Source organism: Nocardioides ginsengisegetis (assembly GCF_014138045.1).
Lineage (GTDB): Bacteria > Actinomycetota > Actinomycetes > Propionibacteriales > Nocardioidaceae > Nocardioides > Nocardioides ginsengisegetis.
On sequence record NZ_JACGXA010000001.1, the window covers coordinates 1,969,168 to 1,988,225 of the forward strand.

Sequence of the window (19,058 nt, forward strand, 5' to 3'; positions counted from 1 at the left end):
ATGACCGCGGGCAACCACCCCGCTCGCCGCCACTTTCTGGGCGACGCCTCCAGGTCAACGACGGTTAGACCGCCACTAAGAACGTACGTCGGCCCCATGTGCCCGGCAACCGAAGCAACAGAGACTTAGCCCTGCCGCCAGGCGATCCGAACCGACTCCGGGTCGAACCCGGGGCCACGCCTCGCGACCCGGTCCACGTGCACCACGAGACCCAGCGTCTCCAGGACGGCGCGGCGCGCCGCCAGCGCCATCTGGTCCCATCGCTCCCCCGCCTGCGGCCCGGCAAGGGCACGAAGGGTGTCGAGGTCGAGGGATCGGTTCGCTCGGGCGTGGTCGTGCTCGGCGCGCTCGATCTCCGGCCGGAGTCGGGCGGTAATCCGTTCGAGTTGGCGGGAGTCGATCACGCCGTCCGCGTACTGGTCGGCCGCGTCGTCGAGGCGCGTGCGGAGCTCGCGGGCCCGCTCCCCGATCCGGCGCGCCTCGTCGTCGTCGCCGAGTAGCCAGTCGAGGGCGTCGTCTCGGGATAGCCGTTCCATCACGACACCCCGAACGAGGGTGTCGACGCTCGCCTCGTCACGACCGACGCATCCCTTCTCCGCGCACAGGTAGAGGGATTTCTTGGTGCCGTGGCGGGCGTTCCCCTTCACCCCGACCCGCAGATTGCCGCCGCAGACGCCACAGACGCCGATCCCCCACGTCAGTAGGTGCTTGCGGGCACCAGGACGCGTGATCCCGTTGGTCCGGCGTTCTGGGGCCGCCAGCAGAGCGCGGACGCGCTCCAGCTCCTCGACGGTCACGAGGGCCGGCCACGTCCCGGGATAGGTCGTCTCCGTCGCACGCCCCGCATGGTGCACGCGAAGTCCGGCGTTCGCCGGTCGGGTCGCCACCTTCCGCACGGACGTCTTGCCCCATCGGGCCGAGTTGGGTGCCGGCACCCCGCGGGCGTTGAGGTCGTCCGTGATGCCGTGGAGGGACTCGCCGCCGAGGAGTCGGCGCACGATCCCGCGCACGACCTCCCCCTGCTCGGGTTCCTCGACGTACACCGCCGCGCTACCCGTCCCGTCCTTGCGCCACCCGTACCCGAGGGCGCCGTTGGGCCGGCCGTTGCGGGCACGGTCCGCCGCCGCGGCGGCAACCCGCTCGGACTTCACCTCGGACTCCATCGTGTCGAATTCCCCGAGCATCCCGGCCATGCCGCGGCCGTAGGCGTTGGAGAGGTCGAGGTCCTGGCCCTTCACGGTGATGATCCCGACCCGCTGTCGGCCGAGCAGCTCGATCGCTTCCGCCCGCTCGCGACGGTTCCGAAGCAGTCTCGACGTCTGCCACACGACCACGAACTCCACCTCGCCGGCCCGAACGAGGTCTAGCACCTGGGCGTAACCAGGGCGATGCTTGCCACGGAGGGCCGACACGTCGTTGTCGGTGGCCTCGGCCACCACAATCCAGCCACGCGCGATGGCGAGGTCCCGGCAGGCGTCGAGCTGGCGGCGTACCCCGACGCCCTCGCCCGTGACGTCTTCGCTGATGCGGGCGTACAGCACGACCCGCGGACTCGGTGCTGGTGAGGTGTTCACCTTTAGGAATCTACCGTGTTCCCCGGCGGGGTCGGCAACACGTTCGGGGACGAGGCGGCGTTCATCCAGCTGATCGACGAGGTGGAGACGAAGGTCTTCCAGCGGCTTCCCGACGAGACGTGGTTCTACCCGGGCCACGGTGGCGACTCGACGCTGGGCGCGGAGCGTCCGCACCTCGCGGAGTGGCGGGCCCGCGGCTGGTGAGGCCCGGCGTCCTCAGCCGTTGCGCCAGGCCCGGGTGAAGCCGTCGAGGTAGCCGCGGACCGTCTCCTTGTACGGCACCGCGAGGGTGATGCCGTCGCTCACCAGCGACTGGTCGGTCCACCCGGGCGCACCCGTCCAGGCGACGTGCCCGCCGGCGAGCTTGCCGTAGCGGCCGTCCACCACGAGCAGGTTCTGCCCGGTGGCCGCATCCCGGGTCGGGATGTGCGCCCGGGCGAGCTGCCTGCGGATGCCGCCGAGGACCTTGGGCCCCAGGACGGCGGCCACGTCGCAGCCGCGGTCCTGGAGGACGCCGAGGCGCTCGGCGATCAGCCGCCCGCGCTCGCCCGACCACGCCTGTACGGCGATCCGCACGTTGGTCCGGCCGTCGTCGGTGCGCAGACCGCGGGCGTTGCGGCACCCCACCGGCGCGAGCGCCTTGAGCACCGGGTCGTGCCGGCGCCCGGACGGCACGGGGTAGAGCTGCGCCTTGAAGGCGCCCCACGCAAGCACGCGTCGCGGTGACGTGTCGGTGCCGTCCGCGGCGTACCGCGTGAACAGCCGGGCGTAGCCGTCGTACACCGACGACGTCGAAACCCGGAACGCGTCGGTCCAGCGACCCGCCTCGTTCCGCACCAGTGGGCCGGAGCCGACCAGGGTGAGGTCGGTGGTGCCGCCGGCGCGACTGACGAGCACGACGTTGGCCTGCTGCTTGCCAGCGCCGCCCAGGCAGGTGCCCGAGCAGCGGTGGAACCACGAGCCCGCCTTCCGGTCGGTGCCCAGCGCCGCCTCGAGGCGCTTCTCCGCGCCGGTCGCCGTGCCGTCGCCGAGCACGACCCGCACGTCGACGCCCTCGGCCGCCGCGCGAACCAGGGCGGTGGTGACCGCGTCGTCGTCGATCCGGGAGCTGATCACGCGGACCAGTCCGCCCGGCTCCGCGTCGTCGATCGCGCGGGCGACGCGGTTGAGGACCCGGTGCCGGTCGGCGATCGAGGAGACCGGCCGGTTGAAGAGTGGCCCGGTCCGGAACAGGTCGACCGGACGGTAGGTCAGCTGGACGGCGTCGTGGTCGGAGTTCCAGCCGTGCACGATCCGCGAGTGCGCCAGCTCCAGGCCGCTGCCGTCCTTGACGGTCATGCCGTAGTCCAGCAGCGAGGTCGGGCCGCGCGAGCCCTGCAGCGGCATGTCGAAGGAGACCAGGTCGCCGAGCTCGTCGGTCGGCAGCCCCTTCACCCGGCGCTTGCGGTCGGCGAGGTAGTTGACGTTCAGGTCGCCGCTGACGAAGACGTGCTCGGTGCTGGCGAACAGCGCGAGGATCTCGCGCCGCAGCATCCGGAAGTGCTTGCGCAGCCGCGGGATGCGGTGCATGTCGGTGGCCTGCGCGTCGTACGACGCCTGCGCGATCGTGTGCGTGTTGATGAAGCCGAACACCTTGCCCGTCGCCTGCTCCCGCAGTCGCACCACGTTGATGTAGCGGCTCGGCGTGACCCCCTCCTCGGGGCCATGCACCTTGACCGTGTGCCCGTCGATGATCCGGAAGCGCGACCGGTCCCAGACGATCGGGATCTCCTGACCCTCGTCCTTGGGCATGTACCAGCCCCAGTCGAGGTCCTTGCAGAGCCGCATCAGCGTCTGGCGGTCGACGAGGTCGGACATCTCCTGGAAGCCGCCGGCGTCACCGAGCGTGGTCAGCGCCTTGCGCATGTCCTGGCGGGCCTTGCGCTTGCCCAGGTCGTGCCTGATGTTCAGCGTGAAGGTCGTGTACGTCGGCGAGGCCGGCGCCGCCGCGGCGAGCCGCAGGTCCCTGCCGATGGGCGGTGCGGACGGGACTTCCGCGGGGGCGACGAGGACGCCGACAGCCAGTCCGGCCGCCAGCGCGCTCCCCATGAGACGCATCAGCACCCAATGATCACACCAGTCACATGCGCCCCAGACAACCCGAGGGCGACAACTACAGCACTGTAGTTCTCAAGCGCCCGCTTGGCGCCCGGTGCTGGGGCCTAGTGATAGGTGACCTTCACGGTGTCGGTGACAGGCACCGACTGGCACCCGAGCCGGATCCCCTCGGCCAGGTCCTCCTCGTCGAGGACGTCGTTGTGCAGCATCCGCACCTCGCCCTCGAGCAGTCGGACGGCACAGGCGCTGCACTCCCCCTCGCGGCACGAGTAGGGCGCCTTCACGCCCTTGGCCTCGAGGTGCTCGAGCAGCTTGGTGCCGGGCTGCCAGTCGTCGAAGACGTGCTCCTCGCCGTCGAGCTCCACCTCGAGCTTCACCGGCCCCTGGGGTCCGGCCACCTCGGGCTCGTCGTCGTCGTAGACCTCGACGTCGTCGAGCTCGTGCAGGTCGCCGAACGGGTTGCCTCCCAGAGAGACGAACTTCTCCTGGTGCCGCCGCTCGCGCGGGAACTCCAGCTCGCGCAGGGCCGCGACGGTCAGCTTCATGAACGGCGCCGGCCCGCAGACGAAGGCGTTCCACGAGGTGTACGGCGCGATGAACGCCCGCAGCTGCTCCTGGCTCGGCAGCCCCTGCACCGACTCCAGCCAGTGCACGACCACGAGCCGGTCCGGGTGATCGGCGGAGAGCTGCTGGAGGTCCTCGGAGAAGATGACCGACCGCTCGTCGCGGTTGGCGTAGAACAGCACGATCCGGCCCGTCCCGCGCGCGAGCGCCGTACGCGTGATGGAGATGACCGGGGTGATGCCCGAGCCGCCGGCGAAGAGCAGCAGGTCGTCGTCCAGCGAGGCCGGGGTGAAGATCCCGCTCGGCGCCAGCACCCGCAGCGTGCTGCCCGCGCGGACGTTGTCGCAGATCCAGTTGGACGCATAGCCGTCGCGGGTGCGCTTCACGGTGATGGTCAGCGTCGCCTCGGGCCCGTCGGCGCGGGGGCTGCTGGACAGCGAGTAGCAGCGCGCGGCGACGCCGGTCAGGTCGCTGGGCACGGCGACGGTGAGGAACTGCCCCGGCTTGTAGGCGAAGTGCGCGGCGACGTCCTCGGGCACCTCGAAGGTGATCGACTGGGCGTCGTCGGTCTCCTCGACGACGTCGACGACCTTCAGCTCGAACGACTCGGTGTCCATGCCGACCTCAGTACCCGTCCTCGGCCCCGATGGGGACGGCCCCGTCGCGCACGGCGGCCTCGATGCTCGCGGCCAGCCGTGGGCAGGCGGCGTACACCGGGCGCCCGCCGGGCTCGGCGGACATCCTTGCGAACTCCTGGCAGTCCCCCAGCGCCCGGTCCGTCCACTGGATGGAGGTGTGGTGCTCGGAGTTCTTCTTGACGCCGACCGTGGCGAGGCAGTCCAGGCAGGCGACCTCGACCAGCCGGGCACGGGTGTAGAGCCGCTGGTCCTCCAGCGTCTCCTCGCTGGTCGGGACGAAGGAGGCCATCAGGCCGGGGTCTCGGCGGCCCGCTGGGCGAGGTTCTCGGCGACCTCGGCCTGCCAGTACTCGTTGGCGCGGGTCGTGTCGACCTCGAACTCGAAGCGCTCGGTCATCTCCGGCACGACGTCGGCGCGGTCGACGTAGAACTGTTCGTACCAGCGGCGCAGCTGGTAGACGGGGCCGTCCTCCTCGCAGAGGAGCGGGTTCTGGACCGGGACCTTGTTCTTCCAGATCGCCACGTCCTGGAGGAAGCCGCCGCCGAACATCTCGGCGTACTTCCTCGAGATGTACTGCGCCGTGTCGTCGTCGATCCCCTCGGGCTTCTTGACGGTGATGCCGTACTGCAGGGTGAAGGAGTCGGGCCCGGTCGGGATGTGGCAGTTGATGAGGATGACCTCGGTCTGGAATCCCTTGTAGTCGACATCGAGCCAGTTGACCATGTACGCCGGGCCGTAGTAGGTCGCCTCCGACTTGAGGAAGAGGTCGGCGTCGCCGTACCCGCCGCTGACGTCGGGGCGCCCCTTGGACTCCATGTACTGCGTCGCCTGCGTGCCCTCGAAGACGTTGCGGAAGCTCGTCGGGAACGAGAAGTGCACGTAGTAGAAGTGCGCCATGTCGACGACGTTGTCGATGAGCTCGCGGCAGTGGGAGTCGGTGATCGGGACGACCTCCCAGGTCCAGTCGGTGTAGGTCGACGTGCCGACGCCGGGCAGCTCCGGCGGCAGGATGTCGAGGTCCGGCTCGGAGCCCTCGGCGTCGTGCCAGATCAGCACCTGGCCGTTGCGGATCGCGACGGGGTACTTCTGGGTGCGGGCCCGCAGCGGGACGCGCTTGGCGTAGGGGATCTTCTTGCAGCGGCCGTCGCCGCCCCAGCGCCAGTCGTGGAAGGGGCACGCGACCTCGTCGCCCTTCACCGAGCCCTGGGTGAGGTCGCCACCCATGTGCCGGCAGTAGCCGTCGAGCACGTTGATCTCGCCCGCGCTGTCCTGCCAGACGACGACCTTGCCGCCGAAGGCGTCGATGCCGTGCGGCTTGCCGTCGCGGAAGGTCTCGGCAAGCCCCAGGCAGTGCCAGCCCCGGGCGAAGCGCTCAGGGGGCGTGCCGTGGTCGAGCTGTCGGGTTTCGCTCATGCGGCCATTATGGACCAGAACGAGAACACGTTCTAGTCTGGCGGACATGCACATCGCCCTCTCCCCCGAACACCTGCGACTCCGCGAGGAGCTGCGGGAGTACTTCGCCGCGCTCGTCACGCCCGAGCGACGGGCGGGCCTGGCCTCCGCGACCGGCGAGTTCGGGGAAGCAGGGGTCTACAAGGAGGTCATCCGCCAGCTCGGCACCGACGGGTGGCTCGGCATCGGCTGGCCGGAGGAGTACGGCGGGCAGGCCCGCTCGATGGTCGAGCAGCTGATCTTCACCGACGCGGCGGCGGTCGCCGGCGTGCCGATCCCCTACCTGACGCTCAACACGGTCGGGCCGACGATCATGCGCTACGGCACCGACGCCCAGAAGGAGTACTTCCTCCCCCGGATCCTCGCGGGCGACCTGCACTTCTCGATCGGCTACTCCGAGCCGGGCTCCGGCACCGACCTCGCCTCGCTCCGGACGCGCGCGAGCCGGGAGGGCGACGAGTGGGTGATCAACGGCCAGAAGATGTGGACCTCGCTCATCCAGTACGCCGACTGGATCTGGCTGGCCTGCCGGACCGACCCCGACCTGCCGCGACACAAGGGGCTGTCGATGATCCTGGTCCCGGCGGACTCCCCCGGCGTCTCCTACACGCCGGTCCACACCGTGGCCGGGGTCGGCACGAGTGCGACGTACTACGAGGACGTGCGGGTGCCGGCCGACAACCTCGTCGGCGAGCTCAACGGCGGCTGGTCGCTGATGACCAACCAACTCAACCACGAGCGGGTGGCGCTCACGTCGTCCGCGCCGCTCGCGCACTCGATCGACCTGGTCCGGCGCTGGGCGCAGGAGACCAAGGGCCCGACCGGCGAGCGGGTGATCGACGCCGAGTGGGTGCAGATCGCGCTCGGTCGCGCGCACGCCCGCACCGAGGCCCTCTCGCTCATCAACTGGAAGCTCGCGGCCGACGCCGACGCCCAGGTGCCGCTCTCCCCTGCCGAGGCCTCGGCGACCAAGATCTACGGGTCCGAGCTGGCGACCGAGGTCTACCGGTCGCTGATGGAGGTCGTCGGGCCCAACGCCGGCATCACCGGTGACTCGGAGGGCGCCGTCCTGGCCGGGCGGCTGGAGCGCTACCACCGCTCCGCGCTCGTGATGACCTTCGGCGGCGGCACCAACGAGATCCAGCGGGACATCATCGGCTACGTCGGGCTCGGGCTGCCCGCAGCGAAGAGGTAGGTCATGGACTTCACGTTCACCCCCGAGCAGGACGAGGCGGCGACACTGGCCGCCCGCATCCTCACGGATCGCGCCACGAACGAGCGGATGAAGGCGGTCGAGCAGGCGGGCGACCGCTTCGACCGCGAGCTGTGGGCCGAGCTCGGCAACGCCGGGCTGCTGTCGCTCGCGCTCCCCGAGGAGTACGACGGCTCCGGGCTCGGGCTGGTCGCGCTGTTCCGCGTGCTGGTCGAGGTGGGTCGCCGCGTCGCGCCGGTGCCGCTGGCCGCGCACGGCCCCGCGTCCCTGCTGGTCGCGGAGTGCGGCTCGCCGGCGCAGCAGGCGGCCTGGCTCCCGGGCGCTGCGACCGGCGCCACGGTGCTCACGGCGGCCGTGGCCGAGGAGCGGGCCTTCGCGCCCGAGCGGCCGTCGACGGTCGCGTCGCGCGACGGTGAGGGCTGGCTGCTGACCGGCAGCAAGGCGATCGTCCCGGCCGGGACGTCGGCCGACCTCTTCCTGGTGCCTGCCGACACCGGCGACGGGGTCGCGGTCTTCCTCGTCACGCCCGCGGACCCCGGCGTGATCGTCGTGCCGCAGCGCACGTCCGACGGCGACACCGTGGCGCGGCTCGACCTCTCCGGCGTGGCCATGGCCGAGGACCGGCGACTGCCCGGTGACGGCGCCGCACACCGGCTCCGCCAGCTGCTGCTGGTGGCCGCGAGCGCCGAGCAGCTCGGCATCACCGAGGGGGCGTTGCAGCTCACCGCGGCGTACGCGAAGACGCGCGAGCAGTTCGGCCGCCCCATCGGCACCTTCCAGGCCGTGTCGCAACGGCTCGCCGACGGCTACATCGACGTGCTCGCGCAGCGGCTCACCCTCTGGCAGGCCGCGTGGCGACTCGAGGAGGGTCTCCCCGCCGACTCCGAGGTGGCGATCGCGAAAATGTGGGCGGCCGACGCCGGCCACCGCCTGGCGCACACCACCGTCCACGTCCACGGCGGCGTCGGCATCGACCTCGACGGCGAGGCGCACCGCTACTTCACGAGCGCCAAGCGCTTCGAGTTCCTGCACGGCGGCAGCACCGAGCAGGCGCTCACCGTCGGTCGGGCGCTCGCCGCGGAGCCCGCCTGAGCCTGGTCAGCCCAGGGCCTCGCCGGCGAGCCGGTCGAGCACGTCCGCCAGCTCCGCCGGCCGCGCGAGGAACGGCGAGTGGTCACCCGGGATCTCGATGGGGTCGACGCCCAGCCGGTCCCGCGTCACGGCCCGGCTGAACTCGAGGGTGACCGCTGCGTCGTCGATGCCGACGACGGCGGCACGTCGTACGTCGGGGAGCACAGCGACGGGATAGGCGCGGTCCCACAGGCTCGAGGAGTTCTGCGGACGCAGCCGGGCGAACGCCCAGGCGGCGTCGTCGTCGGTGCAGTCGGCGTAGAACGAGGTGACCGCACTCTCCAGCGTGGGGAACACCGTGGCCCCGTCGGGACGCTGTTCCGTGGCGAAGGCGCCCTCACGGGCCATCGGCGGCGCGTCGTCCCACGGTGCCGCGCCGAGGTTCGGGATCACCCCGCACAGGGACACCGACAGGGCGGGCGGACGCGCGGCCTCGACGAGCGGCAGCACCATCGCCCCCAGCGAGTGCCCCACCAGGACGACGTCGGCCAGGTCCGCGGGGTAGGCGTCCAGCACGGCGGCCGCGTAGTCCTCGAAGGTCGCGCCGCCGTCGTCGACCGGGAGGTCCATGGCGACGGCCGCGTGTCCGCGGCCTTGCAGCTCAGGCACCAGCCGGTCCCAGCACCACGCGCCGTGCCAGGCGCCGTGGACGAGGACGAACGTGGCGCTCATCGGGCCACCACCGTGGCGTCGAGGTGCATGACCTCGGTGCCCCGCTGGAACAGGTGCCTCGCCCCGGTGGCGTAGGTCAGCCGGACACCGACCAGGCGCGCCACTCCTGCTGCAGTGGGCGTGATGGTCGCGACCACGTACTCCTGGCGTGGGTCGATCCTGGTCCCCTCGACCACCGGACGGAGCGGGTCGCACACGATTTCCGCATCCCCCGCGGGCGCGCCGATCGCCAGCCGGTGGCTGTCCCCTCGGCACACCGAGAACGCCACGGTCGCGCGCGCCGTGTTGTCCGCCCAGACCGGCTCCACCCCTGCAAGCGTCACCGGCTCCTCGTCAGCGCTGAACGTGACCTGCAGGTCCCTCGCTGAGTGCGCCACCGGCTGCGGCAGGGCGCGGAAGTCGAATCCCCCGTCCCCGAACACCGACGGGTGGGTCCACCACCGCACCCCGAAGCCGAGAGCGACCACGATGGCGGCGAGCACCAGACCAACGACGACCTGCCGCTGCACAGTGCGGGGCGTCGCCGACTCGAGAGTTGGCATGGCGGAAACCTAGCGCCAAGGCGGACACTGGGGCACCAGCCACTCGTGCAGCTCGAGGCGCCATGCACACCTTCGTCGTCGTCTTCTGCGTCGCAGGTCTGCTCCCCCTGAGCGCATGCGTGGGTGACGGCGGGGCGGAGCCCGACCCGACGACCTCCGGTCAGCCGGCCGGGCAGACCCTGGTGATCCGGACGAGCATCGACATCGCTCCCACAGCAGGCGCTGAGCCCATCGCGACGGGCGACGTGCTCGACGGTTCCACCCTCGGCAGCTCGCCCTTCTGCACCGGCGGCACCATCCGCGACTCCCACGCCAGCCGCCATGCCGACGTGAAGGACCTCGGCCTCGTGGAGCGGAACATCACCTGCTCGGACGGCACCGTGCGGATGGTCTTCACGCCCGTCCCGCCCCACGGCGGCGACTGGACCGTCGTCAGCGGCACCGGCGCCTACGCGGGCCTGCACGGCACCGGGACGTTCGACATCACGTACGACGCCGATCCCCACGCTCCGGCGCACGAGATCTACACGGGGTCGGTCACCCCGTGAGTGCCTGACCGAGCTGGGTGCCGGCCTATGTCCTGCGGTTGAAGGCGACCTTCCCGCCGGTCTGTTTGGTCATCGTGAACTTCGGGTCGTGGGCCCGGGCGTGGTGGTGGGGGCAGAGCAGCATGCCGTCCTTGTTGGTCTCCCCGTCCTGGCTCCACGGGATCGGGTGGTGCCCGTGACACAGCCCCGGCGGCCAGTCACATCCCTCCGCGTTGCAGCCGCCCTGCTCGATCGCCATCGCGATCCGCTGCGACTCGCTGTGGAACCGGCGCTTCCGGCCCAGGTCGAGCACCTGGGACTTCCCACCCAGGACGGCCGGGATGATCCCCGCCTCACAGGCCAGCCTCCGGGCCTGGCCTGCGGTGATCCGCTCCCCGGTGTCCAGCGACGCGGCCTTCAAGCCGCCCATCAGCGTGGAGATGTCCATCGTCACCACGACGGTGGCGTTGACGCCGCCGGCCTTGGGGAGACGCTTGACCGGGTAGCGCTCGATCAGCTCGACGAACGCCTGACCCATCCGCTCCGCCGACGGTCGCCGCTCACCCACGCAGCCGTCGACCGCGGCGCGATGCTTGGGAGCGGCGAACGCGAGCAGTGCCTTCTTCAACATCGCGGCCTGCGCCGAGGGCAGCGTGAACCGGCCGTGGACCTTGCCGTGGCCGTCATCGGTCATGGTCAGCTTGGTCGACAACGCGGCAGCGCGCTCCTCGTCCTCGAGCTGCTTGGCCTCGTGCGCCTCCGCGGCCTCGGGGTCCAGGAACTCCAGGATCCGCCGACCCAACCTCTTCAACTCCTGCGCGTCGTGCTCGGCGGCGAACTTGATCAACATCGCCTCCGCCTCGTCGCGATGTTCGGCCGGGAGGACCTCCACCGCCTCGACGATCACCCGCGCCTGCTCCACAAGCACGCGACCGGCCGCCACCGCCGTACGCAACGCCGGCCGGGCGGCCAGCGCGACCGCGAGGCGCATCTTCCCGTGCGCAGCCGTGCGGGTCTGGTGGGTGGCATGCGCCCAGAAGTTCGTCGTCGAGGTGGCCCCGACGGATTCGCCGACGCCGACGGTCTTGGCGTGCTCGGCGACCCGCAGCTCGATCTCCTGGGCCCGCGCGACCATCCGGGTGGCCTCAGCCAAAGTCGCGGCGGCTTCCTCCGTCGACATCGACCACAGCGAGGAATCGGAGACCTCGTCAAAGCTTGCGTGGACAGCGGCCACGGCCCGCGACACCTGGTGTCGAGGAGCCTGCTGAACCATCGCTGTCATGGATCAATTCCAGCGGGGACCACCGACAAAACCGCAGGCCAGAGCCCCTATTTCGACCCCAGAAAGGTAAAGAATCGAAAGAATCTTGAAACCTCGTTCGAGCGGTTGAGCCAGGCGACCGAAAGCCAGGAAGCAGGGCCCGGAGGCACCTCGTGCGAACCCTGCGGCGACCCAGAAATCTCAAGAAATCCGCGCCGAAGGCGCGAGGTCCCGCAGCCAAACGTCGGCGTGCAGGCCCCCACTCGAGGCCGGGCGGGCCTTCAGCCGACTCCGATGACCACGGCTTCGCCGCCCTCCCACCGTGCACTGACCGTGGCAGCGCCGTCGACCCGCTCACCGACGACCCGCGCCACGGAGACCGACAGGTCATCGAGGCTGGGAACAGGCACGTCGGTGGACCCGCTCCCCTGCACCCGCACGGTCGGGTCGCGGCGCTCCAGCCCCTTGCCGAGATCGATGAGGAGCTCCGCCTCGTGCCCACCGGTGAGTGCGGCAGTGGCGGCCGCCAGCAGCCAGACCGGGTCGGCGGTGCCGTCGTACACCCACCGCTTGCCCAGCGTGGAGTGGTCGGTGGTGCCGACCAGGGCGCCGTCGGCTCCCTCCAGGGGTGCGCCGCGGTAGGTGACCGGCACGTGCAGGAGACGACCGTCACCGGTCCTGAGCAGGAAGGCCTCGAGGCCCACCTCGCCCTGGGGATCGTCGAAGCGGTAGGCGCCGACCTGCTCGAGCGCCGAGACATCGCCCGCCCAGGGCTGGGTGGGGAGCCACGCGGAGAGCAGCTCGATCTTGGACGGGTTCAGTGTCGCCGCGTGGAGGAGGGCCATGCCGTCATCCTCGCAAACGGCAGTTGCGCCGAAGACCTAGTCCAGGAGCTTGCCGACGCCGTTGGTGAGCCGCACGACGTAGAAGCCGGAGTTGCCGTCGGTGTACCAGACGGAACGGCGCGCGACGTCCCACGCCGGCTGCGACATCGCGAAGGCCCCGGAGGCGGTGGGGTTCTCGGGCCGGTTCGAGGGGAGCACCTTGTTGTAGTAGCCGGCCTCGACGGGGTTGCGGAGGTCACTGATGTCGAAGATCCGCAGGCCCGACAGGATCATCGAGCAGGCGACGACCTGCGGGTTGTCGCGCGTGGGGACCGAGCAGTAGTGGCCGGCGTACCCCTGGACGGGGATGTTGGCGCCGGGGTCGTTCTTCTCCGGGCCCTTCCGCGCAGCGGGCTGGTGGACCTGGAGGCGCAGGTCCGAGACGACGTGGGCCTTGGTCGGGTCGGTGACGTCGATGATCCGGGCCGCGCCGACCGGCGCCGACGTCTGGTCGGCCGAGGTGAAGCTGTAGTTGGCGTACTCGTCGACCTCGAGGAGGTACTGGCGGCCGTTGCGGGTGAACGGCTCGGGCACCTGCGGGATCGACACCTCGGGCCAGGAGAGGTCCTTGATGATCCGGACCTGCGGGTTGGCGACCCGGTCCTGGATCTCGCTGACGTCGAGGATGCGCAGGCCGCCGTTGGCGAAGCGGGCGCCGGTGCTGTCGTTGCCGATGTTGGCGACGTAGAGCGTCCTGCCGTCGGCGGAGACCCGCATGCCGTGGTAGTTCACGCCGAACTGCTGGAAGACCTGCTGCGGAGCGGTCGGGTCGGTGATGTCGATGGCGACGAGCGTCTGGCCACCGGTCGAGGACGCGTAGAACGTCTTGCCGTCCGGCGCGAAGCCGCTCTCGTGACCCAGGATCGCGCTCGGCGTCGAGGAGAGCAGGGCCGGGTGCTGGCAGTCGGTCTTGACGTCGTAGAGGTCGAGTACGCCGGGCGCGGTGGCCGGGTTGCCCGAGACCGCACCGAGGATGCCGCGCTTCTTGTTGAGCAGCACCGACTCGTGCGGGGTGTCCATCGCGGGTGTCTGCAGCGTCGTGGTCCGGCGCGGGTGCGTCGGGTCGGTCATGTCGAGGACGACGACGCCGAGGCCCGTGCCGGCGTTGAAGAGGGCGTCCTTGGGAAAGAGCAGCGTCGAGTCGTAGAACGCGCACACGTGCCCCTGGGCATCGCGATACCGGATCACCTTGAAGCCGCCGGTCGTCCCCTCGTGGGCGACCTTCTCGGTGTTGCAGCGGTAGTCCTGCTTGATCCGGCCACTGTCGTAGTCGGCCTGGGGCACCCGTCCCTGGATGTCGGTCTCGGGGTGGGCGCCGGGACCGCACACGGCCTGCGGCGTCGGGGCCGGGAGCGACTGTCCGGTCGCCGACATCACCCCCGACAGCGTCAGACCGAGGAGCCCGGCGACGAGGGCGGTGAGCACGACGCCGAGGCGCCGGAGCGAGGAAGCACGACGAGACCTGCGGATGACCATGGTGACTCCAACGACGCGCGGGCGGGGAGGTTAGCCGTTGACCTTGTTGAGGTGGGCGACTGCCTCCTCGAACTCCGCGACCAGCGAGGCCATCACGTCGGCGACGGGCCGCACCTCGTTCATGCGGCCCACGATCTGGCCGACCGGCATCGAGATCACGTCGGGGTCGCCGGAGGCGTTGATCCGGTTGTGCGCGTCGGCGACGAGCAGGTTCTGCAGCGGCATCGGCAGCGGCGTCGGCGCCCCCTCCTCCGCCCAGGCCTCGGTCCACTTCGTCTTCAGCAGACGAGCGGGCTTGCCGGTGTAGATGCGGGTGCGGACGGTGTCGGACGACGTGGCGCGCAGGAAGGCCGTCTCCCAGCCCTTGTTGGAGGCGAGGTTGCGGTATTCCTCCGTGCCGAGCCAGATCGACCCCGTCCAGACGCCGGCGGCGCCGAGCGCGAGGGACGCGGCGACCTGCCGGCCCGACCCGATGCCGCCGGCACCGAGCACGGGGACGCCGGGCCCGACCGCGTCGACGATGTCGGGGGTCAGCACCATGCTGGCGATCTCGCCGGTGTGCCCGCCGGCCTCGTAGCCCTGGGCGACGATGATGTCGACGCCGTTGGCGACGTGGGACAGCGCGTGCTTCGCGGCGCCGGCCAGGGCAGCCACCTTCACGCCGTGCTCGTGGGCCTTCTCGATCACGTCGACCGGCGGCGAGCCGAGTGCGTTGGCGATCAGGACCGGGCGGTGGGCGAGCGCGATGTCGACGTGCGAGCGCGCCACGGAGTGCAGCCAGCCCAGCACGCCCTCGCGGCCCTCGCCCTCCGGAAGCGGCGGGACGCCGAGCTTGAGCAGCGTCTCGTCGACGAACTTCCGGTGCTCCTCGGGGATGTACGACGCGAGGTCGGTCGACGTGCCCTCGGTGGGGATCTTCATCGGCATCACGACGTCGACGCCGTAGGGCTTGCCGTCGGTGTTGTCGTCGAGCCAGGTCAGCGTCTTCTCGAGCTCGTCGGGGTCGTTGAACCGGACGCAGCCGAGCACCCCGAGGCCACCGGCGCGGGAGACCGCTGCGGCCACGTGCTCGGACGGGGTGAAGGCGAAGATCGGGTAGTCGATCCCGAACTCGTCGCACAGCGGCGTACGCATCAGGCGGTCACCTCGCTCGGGGTCAGTGCGGCGAGCGCCATCTCCTTGGCGGCGGGGTACTGCGCCTTCCCGGTCGCGTTCCGCGGCACCCGGTCCACCAGGGTGAGCGCGCGGGGCAGCTTGTAGCCGGAGAGGTGCTGACGCAGGTAGTCCCGCAGCTCGGCCAGCTCGAGGGTGGCGCCTTCGCGCAGCTCCACGACGGCGGCGACGGCCTGGCCGTACTTCTCGTCGGGCACTCCCACGACGAGCACGTCGTAGACGGCCGGATGACCCTTGATCGCCATCTCGACCTCCTCCGGATAGACCTTCTCGCCGCCGGTGTTGACGCAGTTGGATCCCCGGCCGAGCAGGGTGACACGCCCGTCGGGCTCGATCCGGGCGTAGTCGCCCGGGACGGAGTAGCGCTGCCCATCGATCTCGAGGAACGTCGCCGCCGACTTCACGGGGTCCTTGTAGTAGCCGACCGGGACGTGCCCGCCGCGCCCCAGCCGGCCGACCTGCCCGACGTCGGTCGCGGTGTCGAGCACCCGGCCGTCCTCGCCGATGACGACGCTGGCCGGACCGAGCGCGACCACCGGACCATCGCTGCTGATCTTGTCCTTCTCCTGCATCCCCATGCCCTGGAAGCCGGTCTCGGACGCGCCGATCGAGTCGGTGAAGATGCTGTTGGGGAAGGCGGCCATCCACCGCTCCTTCACCGCACGGCTGAAGATCGCCGCGCTGCTGGAGATGGCGAAGAGGCTCGAGCAGTCGTACGTCGTGCCGGTGCGGGCCAGGCGTTCGTCGTAGGCCTCGATCAGCGGCCGGGCCATCGCGTCGCCGGTCATGAAGATCAGCTGGACCTTCTCGCGCTCGATGATCTCCCAGGTGCGGACCGGGTCGAACTTCGGCTCGAGCACCGTGAGGTGGCCGGCGAAGAGGTGCATCAGCAGGCCGGCCTGGGCACCGCCGTGCATGAGCGGGCTCAGCGGGAAGGTCACCATCCGCGGGTCGCTGGCCTGCTTGCTCTGGTCGTACTCCTCAAGCGGCGTTCCGCTGTAGAAGTCGATGCCACCGCCCAGCACGCGCCAGAAGTCCTCGTGCCGCCACATGACGCCCTTGGGGAAGCCGGTGGTGCCGCCGGTGTAGATGATGTGGAGGTCGTCGGGGCTGCGCTCGTCGAAGCCGCGGTCCGGGCTCTGCCCGGCGAGCGCGTCCTCCCACAGCACGCCGCCGTACGCCGTCACGTCGGACGTGTCCTGCGGCTCGAGCGCGTCGGGGATCACCACCGCCACGCGCAGCCGGTCGTGCCGGGGGAACGTGGCCGCGACCAGCGGCGCGTAGGTGCGCTCGTGGACGAGGGCGACGACGTCGGCGTTGTCGAAGAGGTAGTCGAGCTCGCCCTCGACGTAGCGGTAGTTCACATTGATGGCGACGGCGCGGATCTTGACCACGGCGAGGAGCGCGACGACGTGCTCGATGGAGTTCTTCGCGTAGATGCCGACGTGGTCGCCGACCCCGATCCCGCGACCGCTCAAGTAGTGGGCCAGCCGGTTGGCGTCGGCCTCCAGCTCGGCGAAGGTGACGACCCGGTCACCCACCTTGAGGGCGGGGTTGTCCGGGACTGCGTCGACCGCGTGCTCGAAGAGGTCAGCAATGTTCAGGGCCACTCCGCGAGACTAGAACACGTTCTTGTTTCTGGCTAGCATGACGCCCATGACGACTGGCCAGAGCGCGCCCGAGACGACCGCCCCGCACTGCCTCGTGGAGCAGGTCGGCCACACCCTGGTGGTCACCATGAACCGCCCCGAGGCACGCAACGCGCTGTCCGGCGAGATGCTCGCGATCATGGCCGACGCGTGGGACCGCGTGAACGAGGACGACTCGATCCGGGTCTGCATCCTCACCGGCGCCGGCGGCTACTTCTGCGCGGGCGCGGACCTCAAGGCGATGTCCGCCTCCTCCCCCTCCGACAGCTTCGAGTCGGGGGCCTTCGACCCGAGCCGGATCAAGTCGCTGCTCAAGGGCTTCCGGCTCACCAAGCCGCTCATCGCCGCGGTCGAGGGCCCGGCGATCGCGGGCGGCACCGAGATCCTCCAGGCGACCGACATCCGGGTGGCCGGCGAGTCGGCCCGCTTCGGGGTCTCCGAGCCCAGGTGGGGGCTCTACCCGCTGGGCGGCAGCGCCGTACGCCTCGTGCGCCAGCTCCCCTACACCGTCGCGGCCGACCTGCTGCTGACCGGACGCCACATCAAGGCGCCGGAGGCGAAGGAGATCGGGCTCATCGGGCACGTCGTCCAGGACGGCACGGCGCTGGCGAAGGCGCACGAGATCGCCGACCTGATCGCGGCCAACGGCCCGCTCGCCGTGCAGGCTGTCCTGAAGACGATCCGCGACTCCGAGGGCAAGCACGAGGACGACTGCTGGGCCGACGACGCCCGGGTCGGCGCCGCGGTCTTCGCGTCGGACGACGCCAAGGAGGGACCGCGCGCCTTCGCCGAGAAGCGCACGCCGAACTTCACCGGGAAGTAGGCGCCCACCACCTACACTCCACGCCATGGACTCGGGCTTCGTCTTCCTCGTCTTCGGCGGGTTCTTCGCCTTCGTGGTCCTGGTCGCCGCCCTCGGCTACCGGGCGGCGAAGAAGCGGCGCGAGGGCTTCGCGGCCCTCGCCGCGGCGCGCGGCTGGAGCTACACCGAGCGCGACGACCGCTGGTGCGACACCTTCCAGGGCTCGCCCTTCGGCAACGGCCACAACCGGCAGGCCGCCAACATCCTCACGGGCCAGTACGACGGCCGCCCCTTCGTCGCGTTCGACTACGTCTACTACACGACCGAGACGAGCACCGACTCCCAGGGCCACAGCCACACCCATGAGGAGAGCCACCGCTACGGCGTGGTCGCGCTCGACGTCGGGGCGACCGTGCCGCCGCTCCAGGTCACGCCCGAGGGGATGTTCAGCCGGATGGTCGGCCGGCTCACCAACCGCGACATCGAGCTGGAGTCCGAGGACTTCAACCGCGCCTTCACCGTCACCTGCCCGGACCGGAAGTTCGCCTCCGACGTCCTGCACCCGCGGATGATGGAGTACCTCCTCCAGCACCGCGACTCCGACTTCCGCTTCGACCGGACCTGGCTGCTCTCCGTCGACAATGGCCAGTCCCCCATCGAGCTGGTCGAGCCGCGGCTCAAGGTCATCGACGGCGTGCTCGACAACGTGCCGGAGTTCGTCTGGCGCGAGGTCAGGGGCGGGTAGGTTCCTCCCTCGTGATGCCTCTCCTGCTGGTCGCCGCGGCCCTCATCGTCCTGGTCCTCGTGAGCGTGCTGGTGATGTACAACCGCTTCGTGCGCCAGCGGGTGCTGGTCGACGAGTCGTGGGGCCAGACCGACGTCGAGCTCACCCGCCGCCACGAGCTGATCCCTAACCTGGTCGCGACCGTGCAGGGGTACGCCGCCCACGAGCGCACCGTCCTCGAGACGCTGACCGCCGCCCGCGAGGCGGCCCGGGCCCACCAGGGTGAGGACCCCAAGTCGCGGCAGGGCTACGAGGACGCCCTCGGCGGAGCCGTCGCCGACGTACTCGTCCGGGCCGAGGCCTACCCCGACCTCAAGGCCAGCCAGAACTTCCTCCAGCTCCAGGACGAGCTGACCAACACCGAGGACCGGATCGCCGCCGCGCGCCGCTTCTACAACGGCAACGTGCGCGCCTACAACACCCGCGTCCAGACCTTCCCGAGCAACGTCATCGCCGGGATGTTCCACTTCGAGGCGCGGGAGTTCTTCGAGCTGCGCGACCAGGCGGCGCGGACCGCGCCCTCGGTCGACCTCGGCTAGCCCTGGGGGGGCGCGCCGCGTAGCGGCCCAAGCGGTGAGCCATCAACCGAACCCGACCCGGAAACGGTTCACCACCCACC

The 19,058-nt window shown here is 70.7% G+C and carries 19 protein-coding genes; 7 read left to right on the forward strand and 12 right to left on the reverse strand.

From position 1 onward, the window contains the following. Nucleotides 1-125 precede the first annotated feature (125 nt). Complete coding sequence (locus FB382_RS09390; RefSeq protein ID WP_182538629.1) at nucleotides 126-1,574, reverse strand: recombinase family protein; 1,449 nt, start codon at nucleotides 1,572-1,574, stop codon at nucleotides 126-128. A 15-nt stretch (nucleotides 1,575-1,589) separates the two neighbouring features. On the opposite strand from FB382_RS09390, the gene FB382_RS09395 reads away from it, so the two are divergent. After that, nucleotides 1,590-1,778: an MBL fold metallo-hydrolase gene (locus tag FB382_RS09395; RefSeq protein WP_343055541.1), complete on the forward strand. Its 189-nt coding sequence runs from the start codon at nucleotides 1,590-1,592 to the stop codon at nucleotides 1,776-1,778. Nucleotides 1,779-1,790: 12 nt separating this feature from the next. On the opposite strand, the gene FB382_RS09400 is transcribed toward FB382_RS09395, so the two are convergent. The 4 genes from FB382_RS09400 to FB382_RS09415 all read right to left on the reverse strand — a co-directional run bounded on the left by FB382_RS09400 (nucleotide 1,791) and on the right by FB382_RS09415 (nucleotide 6,286). After that, a complete protein-coding gene (locus FB382_RS09400) occupies nucleotides 1,791-3,671 on the reverse strand; it encodes a hypothetical protein (RefSeq protein WP_182538631.1) in 1,881 nt (626 codons plus the stop codon). Between the two features lie 104 nt (nucleotides 3,672-3,775). Next, on the reverse strand, nucleotides 3,776-4,852 hold the full coding sequence (locus FB382_RS09405; protein ID WP_182538633.1) for a ferredoxin--NADP reductase: 1,077 nt from the start codon (nucleotides 4,850-4,852) through the stop codon (nucleotides 3,776-3,778). Between the two features lie 7 nt (nucleotides 4,853-4,859). Continuing rightward, entirely contained in the window at nucleotides 4,860-5,162 is a 303-nt protein-coding gene (locus FB382_RS09410; RefSeq protein ID WP_182538635.1) for a hypothetical protein, read from the reverse strand. Then, complete coding sequence (locus FB382_RS09415; RefSeq protein ID WP_182538638.1) at nucleotides 5,162-6,286, reverse strand: 3-ketosteroid-9-alpha-monooxygenase, oxygenase component; 1,125 nt, start codon at nucleotides 6,284-6,286, stop codon at nucleotides 5,162-5,164. The genes FB382_RS09410 and FB382_RS09415 overlap by 1 nt, the downstream gene beginning before the upstream one ends. A 46-nt stretch (nucleotides 6,287-6,332) precedes the next feature. Here FB382_RS09415 and FB382_RS09420 point away from each other — a divergent pair, with 46 nt between their 5' ends. Further along, the gene (locus tag FB382_RS09420) at nucleotides 6,333-7,520 is read left to right on the forward strand and encodes an acyl-CoA dehydrogenase family protein (protein ID WP_182538639.1); all 1,188 of its coding nucleotides are present in this window, start codon (nucleotides 6,333-6,335) and stop codon (nucleotides 7,518-7,520) included. 3 nt (nucleotides 7,521-7,523) lie between these two features. After that, nucleotides 7,524-8,630, forward strand: a complete 1,107-nt coding sequence (locus FB382_RS09425; protein WP_182538640.1) for an acyl-CoA dehydrogenase family protein — start codon at nucleotides 7,524-7,526, stop codon at nucleotides 8,628-8,630. 6 nt (nucleotides 8,631-8,636) lie between these two features. On the opposite strand, the gene FB382_RS09430 is transcribed toward FB382_RS09425, so the two are convergent. Continuing rightward, nucleotides 8,637-9,341, reverse strand: a complete 705-nt coding sequence (locus FB382_RS09430; RefSeq protein ID WP_182538641.1) for an alpha/beta fold hydrolase — start codon at nucleotides 9,339-9,341, stop codon at nucleotides 8,637-8,639. After that, nucleotides 9,338-9,883, reverse strand: a complete 546-nt coding sequence (locus FB382_RS09435) for a hypothetical protein (protein WP_182538642.1) — start codon at nucleotides 9,881-9,883, stop codon at nucleotides 9,338-9,340. Before FB382_RS09435 ends, FB382_RS09430 begins: the two co-directional genes overlap by 4 nt. A gap of 62 nt (nucleotides 9,884-9,945) precedes the next feature. Here FB382_RS09435 and FB382_RS09440 point away from each other — a divergent pair, with 62 nt between their 5' ends. Continuing rightward, on the forward strand, nucleotides 9,946-10,431 hold the full coding sequence (locus FB382_RS09440) for a hypothetical protein (RefSeq protein WP_182538643.1): 486 nt from the start codon (nucleotides 9,946-9,948) through the stop codon (nucleotides 10,429-10,431). Nucleotides 10,432-10,456: 25 nt separating this feature from the next. Here the strand turns inward: FB382_RS09440 and FB382_RS09445 are convergent, their stop codons facing one another. The 5 genes from FB382_RS09445 to FB382_RS09465 form a co-directional block, all read right to left on the reverse strand. Further along, nucleotides 10,457-11,590 carry an HNH endonuclease signature motif containing protein gene (locus tag FB382_RS09445; RefSeq protein WP_246377133.1) on the reverse strand — a complete coding sequence of 378 codons (1,134 nt, stop codon included), beginning with the start codon at nucleotides 11,588-11,590 and terminating at the stop codon, nucleotides 10,457-10,459. A 362-nt stretch (nucleotides 11,591-11,952) separates the two neighbouring features. After that, nucleotides 11,953-12,516 (reverse strand): CG0192-related protein, encoded by a 564-nt coding sequence (locus FB382_RS09450; protein WP_182538647.1) that lies wholly within the window; start codon nucleotides 12,514-12,516, stop codon nucleotides 11,953-11,955. A gap of 36 nt (nucleotides 12,517-12,552) precedes the next feature. Next, nucleotides 12,553-14,031, reverse strand: coding sequence for an LVIVD repeat-containing protein (locus tag FB382_RS09455; RefSeq protein WP_182538649.1), 1,479 nt, complete (start codon nucleotides 14,029-14,031; stop codon nucleotides 12,553-12,555). Nucleotides 14,032-14,061: 30 nt separating this feature from the next. After that, nucleotides 14,062-15,165 (reverse strand): NAD(P)H-dependent flavin oxidoreductase, encoded by a 1,104-nt coding sequence (locus FB382_RS09460; protein ID WP_182538651.1) that lies wholly within the window; start codon nucleotides 15,163-15,165, stop codon nucleotides 14,062-14,064. Further along, nucleotides 15,165-16,814 (reverse strand): AMP-binding protein, encoded by a 1,650-nt coding sequence (locus FB382_RS09465; RefSeq protein WP_182538653.1) that lies wholly within the window; start codon nucleotides 16,812-16,814, stop codon nucleotides 15,165-15,167. The genes FB382_RS09460 and FB382_RS09465 overlap by 1 nt, the downstream gene beginning before the upstream one ends. Before the next feature lie 46 nt (nucleotides 16,815-16,860). On the opposite strand from FB382_RS09465, the gene FB382_RS09470 reads away from it, so the two are divergent. From FB382_RS09470 to FB382_RS09480, 3 genes are read left to right on the forward strand one after another with little or no spacing between them, the layout of a single operon-like run. Beyond that, nucleotides 16,861-17,676, forward strand: a complete 816-nt coding sequence (locus FB382_RS09470; protein ID WP_220481307.1) for a crotonase/enoyl-CoA hydratase family protein — start codon at nucleotides 16,861-16,863, stop codon at nucleotides 17,674-17,676. A gap of 25 nt (nucleotides 17,677-17,701) precedes the next feature. Further along, nucleotides 17,702-18,400, forward strand: coding sequence for a DUF3137 domain-containing protein (locus tag FB382_RS09475; protein ID WP_182538656.1), 699 nt, complete (start codon nucleotides 17,702-17,704; stop codon nucleotides 18,398-18,400). A gap of 14 nt (nucleotides 18,401-18,414) precedes the next feature. Continuing rightward, nucleotides 18,415-18,978, forward strand: a complete 564-nt coding sequence (locus tag FB382_RS09480) for a LemA family protein (protein ID WP_182538658.1) — start codon at nucleotides 18,415-18,417, stop codon at nucleotides 18,976-18,978. Nucleotides 18,979-19,058: the final 80 nt, after the last annotated feature.

Excerpts from the sequence above, each read along its gene's own strand:
- FB382_RS09420 (WP_182538639.1), top strand. The coding sequence starts at position 6,333 with ATGCACATCGCCCTCTCCCCCGAACACCTGCGACTCCGCGAGGAGCTG.
- FB382_RS09470 (WP_220481307.1), top strand. The coding sequence starts at position 16,861 with ATGACGACTGGCCAGAGCGCGCCCGAGACGACCGCCCCGCACTGCCTC.
- FB382_RS09475 (WP_182538656.1), top strand. The coding sequence starts at position 17,702 with ATGGACTCGGGCTTCGTCTTCCTCGTCTTCGGCGGGTTCTTCGCCTTC.
- FB382_RS09455 (WP_182538649.1), bottom strand. The coding sequence starts at position 14,031 with ATGGTCATCCGCAGGTCTCGTCGTGCTTCCTCGCTCCGGCGCCTCGGC.
- FB382_RS09410 (WP_182538635.1), bottom strand. The coding sequence starts at position 5,162 with ATGGCCTCCTTCGTCCCGACCAGCGAGGAGACGCTGGAGGACCAGCGG.
- FB382_RS09435 (WP_182538642.1), bottom strand. The coding sequence starts at position 9,883 with ATGCCAACTCTCGAGTCGGCGACGCCCCGCACTGTGCAGCGGCAGGTC.
- FB382_RS09445 (WP_246377133.1), bottom strand. The coding sequence starts at position 11,590 with ATGTCGACGGAGGAAGCCGCCGCGACTTTGGCTGAGGCCACCCGGATG.
- FB382_RS09450 (WP_182538647.1), bottom strand. The coding sequence starts at position 12,516 with ATGGCCCTCCTCCACGCGGCGACACTGAACCCGTCCAAGATCGAGCTG.
- FB382_RS09440 (WP_182538643.1), top strand. The coding sequence starts at position 9,946 with ATGCACACCTTCGTCGTCGTCTTCTGCGTCGCAGGTCTGCTCCCCCTG.
- FB382_RS09425 (WP_182538640.1), top strand. The coding sequence starts at position 7,524 with ATGGACTTCACGTTCACCCCCGAGCAGGACGAGGCGGCGACACTGGCC.
- FB382_RS09480 (WP_182538658.1), top strand. The coding sequence starts at position 18,415 with ATGCCTCTCCTGCTGGTCGCCGCGGCCCTCATCGTCCTGGTCCTCGTG.
- FB382_RS09430 (WP_182538641.1), bottom strand. The coding sequence starts at position 9,341 with ATGAGCGCCACGTTCGTCCTCGTCCACGGCGCCTGGCACGGCGCGTGG.
- FB382_RS09415 (WP_182538638.1), bottom strand. The coding sequence starts at position 6,286 with ATGAGCGAAACCCGACAGCTCGACCACGGCACGCCCCCTGAGCGCTTC.
- FB382_RS09405 (WP_182538633.1), bottom strand. The coding sequence starts at position 4,852 with ATGGACACCGAGTCGTTCGAGCTGAAGGTCGTCGACGTCGTCGAGGAG.
- FB382_RS09400 (WP_182538631.1), bottom strand. The coding sequence starts at position 3,671 with ATGCGTCTCATGGGGAGCGCGCTGGCGGCCGGACTGGCTGTCGGCGTC.
- FB382_RS09460 (WP_182538651.1), bottom strand. The coding sequence starts at position 15,165 with ATGCGTACGCCGCTGTGCGACGAGTTCGGGATCGACTACCCGATCTTC.